At 58.0% G+C, this 3,762-nt stretch carries 3 protein-coding genes; 1 reads left to right on the top strand and 2 read right to left on the bottom strand.

Annotated elements, in window-relative coordinates:
* Positions 1–68 precede the first annotated feature (68 nt).
* Together ACFE0K_RS16290 and ACFE0K_RS16285 are read right to left on the bottom strand one after the other, a co-directional pair.
* Positions 69–377: a macro domain-containing protein gene (locus ACFE0K_RS16290; protein ID WP_434537065.1), complete on the bottom strand. Its 309-nt coding sequence runs from the start codon at positions 375–377 to the stop codon at positions 69–71.
* A gap of 251 nt (positions 378–628) precedes the next feature.
* The gene (locus ACFE0K_RS16285; protein WP_434537064.1) at positions 629–1,318 is read right to left on the bottom strand and encodes a pseudouridine synthase; all 690 of its coding nucleotides are present in this window, start codon (positions 1,316–1,318) and stop codon (positions 629–631) included.
* A 116-nt stretch (positions 1,319–1,434) separates the two neighbouring features.
* Between ACFE0K_RS16285 and rep the strand changes: the two genes are divergently transcribed.
* The gene (gene rep, locus ACFE0K_RS16280; RefSeq protein ID WP_434537063.1) at positions 1,435–3,456 is read left to right on the top strand and encodes a DNA helicase Rep; all 2,022 of its coding nucleotides are present in this window, start codon (positions 1,435–1,437) and stop codon (positions 3,454–3,456) included.
* Positions 3,457–3,762 lie beyond the last annotated feature (306 nt).

The raw sequence follows: 3,762 nt of genomic DNA, 5'->3' as shown, positions 1-3,762 counted from the left end.
CAGGACGAAAGCGCCGGAAAACCAAGGCGGGCAACACCGTTCCCCGCCGCCAACTGCAGGGCCTCCGGTTAACAGGAGTGCAGCAACTGATCCGACGGTTTATCGCGTCCAGACACCGGGCCGAGACAATGAATCACATGAGCGTTGGGCAGGCTGTGACCGCTGGAGATCACCGCCTCGCCCGGACGAATGGGGCCCATAGGGATACATTCCTGCTCCAGCCCCGGCCCGGCAGCCCGGTGAATCGCCCCGGCCACTCCGCCGCCAATCCGCAACTCGGCGTTGGCCGCGTTGACGATGGCATCCAGGTCCGGCTGGTTGGCGATGTCGCCTTGTACGGTCTCTATCGTCACAGAGTCGAAGTGTCGTGAGGTCATGATTTCCCTCCCTTTTCAGATTGCTGTAGGAACGGAACGTAGCGCAGTAACGCACGTAGTTCCGTGCGACCCCTAAGGGTGATCGAAGCGAATAATCCCTCTTGCAGAGGCGAATCCGAGCCTTGGCGAGGAAACAGGCGGCGCGGCACTTCCGAATCACACTGGAGAGGCCTCGAACTCCTGATTTCCTTACGGACGATTTTCACGCTGACGCGTGGTTCGCCCCTCAAGCGGGGCTCCTACAGAAACCCTTAAAGACTGTGAATTTCTTTCTCGCTCAAGGGCCGGTATTCACCGGGAGCCAGTGCCGCATCCAGCGCGATCTGGCCGATCTGCTCCCGATGCAGGGCCACCACCTTGTTGCCCCGCGCCGCCAGCATCCGTTTTACCTGATGATAACGCCCTTCCCGGATAGTCAGCAGCAACTGGTCCGTATCGACCCGTTCCGCATCTGCCGGCAAGGTGGGAGACGCTTCACCGCGCAGCAGAATGCCGTCGCGCAAGGCCTGCAAGTCTTCGTCGCTGACCGGGTCCGCGCAGGTCACACGGTAACGTTTGTCGCAATGGTGATTCGGTGAGGTGAGCCGGTGGGACCATTGACCATCCGTGGTCAACAGCACCAGGCCGGTGGTGTCCCGGTCCAGACGGCCGGCCGGGTGCAGGTCCTGGCGCAGCGCCACAGGTAGCAGGTCCAGTACGGTGCGATGCTCCGGATCATCCGTGGAACACACCACCCCCACCGGCTTGTGCAGCATCAGATAACGGTGGCCCGTCAATTGCACCGGTTCACCATGCAGCCAGACGCCCTGGCCGTCCCGCAGTTGCAGGTTGGCTTTCGGACGCGCTTCACCCTCCACGGTGACTGCACCGCGGCTGATCAGTTGCTTGGCCTCCTTACGAGTCAGGCCGGCACTGTGGGCGAGAAAATAGTCCAGACGCATGGGCAAAACCGTTAACGGGAAAACCGCCATGATAACCGACATAAGGTGTCTGGAGTGCAGGGCCATCGCTGGTATCATAGCGGCCCGATTTCACCCCCCAGCTTTTCCGGAGCCCTATGAGTAAGCTCAACCCCCGCCAGCAGGAAGCCGTGCACTATGGCGATGGCCCGTTGCTGGTTCTGGCCGGGGCGGGTTCCGGGAAGACCAGCGTGATCACCCGCAAGATCGCCTGGCTGATCCAGGAAAGGGGCATGTCGGCCCGGCATATCGCCGCGGTGACCTTCACCAACAAGGCCGCCCGGGAAATGAAGGAGCGGGTGCAGTCGCTGGTCAGCCGGGACCTGACCCGGGGGCTGATCGTCTCCACCTTCCACAATCTGGGCCTGCGCATTCTCAAGTCGGAACTGAAAGCCTGCGGCCTGCGTAACGGCTTTTCCATTCTCGACGGCGCCGACAGCAAGGAGATCCTCAAGGAAATCCTGCGCCAGGGGGAATCGGAACGGGACCTGGACGCGGTGGACGTGATCCACAAGCGCATTTCTGACTGGAAGAACGCCCTGGTGCTGCCGGAAGAAGCGGTAAGCACCGCCGACACCGACGAAGCTCTGCGTGCCGCCATGGCCTACGGTGGCTATGACCGCATGCTGCGGGTGTGTAATGCCGTCGATTTCGATGACCTGATCCTGATGCCGGCGCGCATGTTCCGCGAGCAGCCGCGCATTCTGGAAAAGTGGCGCAACCGCATCCAGTACCTGCTGGTGGACGAATATCAGGACACCAACGGCGCCCAGTACGAAATGGTGAAAATGCTCACCCTGCCGGAAGGCAAGTTCACCGTGGTGGGCGATGATGATCAGTCCATCTACGCCTGGCGCGGTGCCCGCCCGGAAAATCTGGCGCAGCTGCAGCAGGACTGGCCCACCCTGAAAGTGGTGAAGCTGGAGCAGAATTACCGTTCCACCGGACGCATCCTGAAAGCCGCCAACACCGTCATCGCCAACAACCCCCACGAATTTGAAAAGAGCCTGTGGTCCGACTATGGCTATGGCGAGCCGATTCGTTTTTCTGCCCTACGCGATGAAGAAGCGGAAACCGAATGGATCGCCAGCGACATCTTTCACCGCCGCCTGCAACAGGGCCTGAAATGGAAAGACTTTGCGGTGTTGTATCGAGGTAATTTCCAGTCACGGATTCTGGAAATGAAACTGCAGAGCCTGTCGATTCCCTACAAGGTGTCCGGCGGAAAAAGTTTCTTTTCGCGCAGCGAGATCAAGGATCTGATGTGCTACCTGCGCCTGCTGGTGAACCCGGACGACGACAACGCCTTCCTGCGCATCATCAACACCCCGCGCCGGGAGATCGGCCCCGCCACCCTGGAAAAACTCGCCACCTGGGCCCTGAAACGCGAACAGGGCCTCTACCATGTCTGTGACGATATTGCCCTCAGCGAAGTCATGAATCCCAAGGCCGCCGAGAAGCTGCAGAAGTTCAAAGCCTGGCTGGATGCCAAGCGCCAGTTCTGTTTCGGCCACAACAGCCTGCAGGCAGTGACCGAACTGATCTCCGACATGGATTATGAAGGCTGGCTGATGCAGAACGCCTCGAGCCCGCGCATCGGCGAAAAAAATATCGAGAATATCTGGCAGCTGGTGCGCAGCATCGAACGCATGCTGGAAAAACAGGAAGACGAAGAAGACGGCGCCAGCGACCTGGAGGCGGTGATCAAAAAACTGGTGTTGCTGGATATGCTCGAACAACAACAGGAAGAGGACGACTCCGACCGGGTACAACTGATGACCCTGCACGCTTCCAAGGGGCTGGAATTCCCCCACGTCTACATGATGGGCGTGGAAGAAGAATTCCTCCCCCACCGCACCAGCATCGAGGAAGACAACATCGTCGAGGAACGCCGCCTCATGTACGTGGGCATCACCCGCGCCCGGGAAACCCTGGCCATGACCCAGGCGCTGACCCGCAAACAGTACGGCGAAAAAATTGACACCACCGCCAGCCGCTTCGTGGACGAAATGCCCCAGGACGATATCGACTTTCTGGGCATCGGCATGATTAAAGACGAAGCAAAGGAAACGGCAGTGGCGGAAGCCAGCATTGCCAATCTTCGAGCATTGCTGGACTAGCCATTTTTTTGGAAAAACCTGAAAATAAAAAATTATTGGGCTTTCTGTAAAAAATCTTAACAAATGAAAGGTGCCTGGGCGAACAAGAAAAAGAATAAGCACAGCCCCGTAACAATTTACCCATGATGGGCACCTTGTATTATTCTTCTCTCTCTCAATTCTTATAAAACCCGTAAAAAAACAAAAAGGCTTTCATTATCATTCCACAGCGTGCTCATATTTATTTGAGCATGCACCCATTGATCCCCAATAACAATTCACTACGACCAGAACCAAGCATATAAGACATAGGAAAGGGATGCGCTA

The organism is Alcanivorax sp. (genome assembly GCF_051117345.1).
GTDB lineage: Bacteria > Pseudomonadota > Gammaproteobacteria > Pseudomonadales > Alcanivoracaceae > Alcanivorax.
Note: the sequence above shows the minus strand (reverse complement) of the source record. Positions and strands in the feature narration are given on the sequence as shown.

Coding starts and splice junctions, on each gene's coding strand:
- ACFE0K_RS16290 (WP_434537065.1), bottom strand. CDS start 377: ATGACCTCACGACACTTCGACTCTGTGACGATAGAGACCGTACAAGGC.
- ACFE0K_RS16285 (WP_434537064.1), bottom strand. CDS start 1,318: ATGCGTCTGGACTATTTTCTCGCCCACAGTGCCGGCCTGACTCGTAAG.
- rep (WP_434537063.1), top strand. CDS start 1,435: ATGAGTAAGCTCAACCCCCGCCAGCAGGAAGCCGTGCACTATGGCGAT.